Source organism: Gordonia sp. i37, assembly GCF_002043085.1.
Lineage (GTDB): Bacteria > Actinomycetota > Actinomycetes > Mycobacteriales > Mycobacteriaceae > Gordonia > Gordonia polyisoprenivorans.
Genome location: NZ_MVPX01000594.1, coordinates 1 through 1,170, shown reverse-complemented (window position 1 = coordinate 1,170; position 1,170 = coordinate 1). Strand labels below are relative to the sequence as shown.

Genomic DNA, 1,170 nt, shown 5'->3' with positions numbered 1-1,170 from the left:
CGTGCTGCTCCCATACCAACATTCTCCTGGTGAGATCACGGTCTCCACCAGACCCAGGACGGTTCAGAGTGCGCTTGTGCAGTTCAAGCACGCGTTGTGTAGTCGGGGTGAGGTTTGAAAGCCATGACGTTCCTTCCGCAGAGCGCCCCTCACCTTGCGTTGCAGGTGAAGGGCTATTTCTATGCCTCCCGGCGCCTCTCCAGTTCTCGGGCCGGGCACGTCTTGGGCACATTTGCCGACGATCGGGCCGCATCTGGGGCGAGCGCAATCGCGTCGAGGTCCTCGTCGAAGAGATCAGCGTAGGTGTCGTGCGTCATCGGCGCCGAGACATGTCGGAGGACCGCCCGAAAAGACGTCACCTCCATTCGCGCCAATCACGAACCGCCGCCGCCTTCGCCACCCGCCGATCCAGACGATGCGAACGAACCTTGACTGCCTTCGCCTCCCCGGCACGCAGGTACTGCGCGAGCGCGCGTCGCCACCGGGTAGCCACATCATGCTCGTCGGCGGTCGTCCGATGTTCGCTGCGCATGTTCTAACGGTAGCCGCCGAGTGCGCTGGGAGGGCGCCCGATCTGTATCAGGGTCGCTCGAGATCGACGGCGAGTGAATGTGACAACATGAATCACTGCTCGATGTTGTCGATCATTGAATTGATGATGATGGAGTGGCCATGCGCATTTCCGCTGACTCTGCGCTGTTCCGGGAGTCTTGCGAGAGGTGTGCAGTGACTAGCAAGAACTTCCTGAGGTCCTCGCCGTCGCAGACCTCGAGCCGAAGGGCTTGGTGACGATGCTGATCGATACGTCATGGATAACGCTCACCGATGTGCCCAAGCCCGATGTTGCGGGATGGCAGATGCTTGTCGTGCTCCTCGGTCTGCTGGTGCTCGTGGTGCTGGCGTGTCCCCCGTAGATCGGTCCGGCTTGTTTTAGAGTCCTGATTGCCCTGGTGAGGGCGTAGAAGGGACGATGAGGAACATGGCAGGACGTAAGCGTCACTCGGCCGAGGACATCGTGCGCAAGCTGCGCCGAGCTGACGAGCTGGCCGCGGAAGGCAAGACCGGCGAGGAGATCGCCGCCGACCTCGAGGTATCGGCAGCGACGTTGTACAACTGGCGCCGCCAGTACGGCGGCATGGACGCCGATGCCGCCAAAGAGCTCAAGGAGCT

At 61.8% G+C, this 1,170-nt stretch carries 3 protein-coding genes; 2 read left to right on the top strand and 1 reads right to left on the bottom strand.

Annotation, left to right across the window (positions count from 1 at the left end):
• Window positions 1-355: 355 nt before the first annotated feature.
• Window positions 356-532 carry a hypothetical protein gene (locus B1964_RS30595; RefSeq protein WP_172398996.1) on the bottom strand — a complete coding sequence of 59 codons (177 nt, stop codon included), beginning with the start codon at window positions 530-532 and terminating at the stop codon, window positions 356-358.
• 259 nt (window positions 533-791) lie between these two features.
• Here B1964_RS30595 and B1964_RS31490 point away from each other — a divergent pair, with 259 nt between their 5' ends.
• Complete coding sequence (locus B1964_RS31490) at window positions 792-914, top strand: hypothetical protein (RefSeq protein WP_290440749.1); 123 nt, start codon at window positions 792-794, stop codon at window positions 912-914.
• 65 nt (window positions 915-979) lie between these two features.
• Window positions 980-1,170, top strand: a 191-nt coding sequence (locus tag B1964_RS28530; RefSeq protein ID WP_253194257.1) for a transposase, incomplete at its 3' end; no start/stop codon positions are given.

Coding starts and splice junctions, on each gene's coding strand:
- B1964_RS30595 (WP_172398996.1), bottom strand. CDS start 532: ATGCGCAGCGAACATCGGACGACCGCCGACGAGCATGATGTGGCTACC.
- B1964_RS31490 (WP_290440749.1), top strand. CDS start 792: ATGCTGATCGATACGTCATGGATAACGCTCACCGATGTGCCCAAGCCC.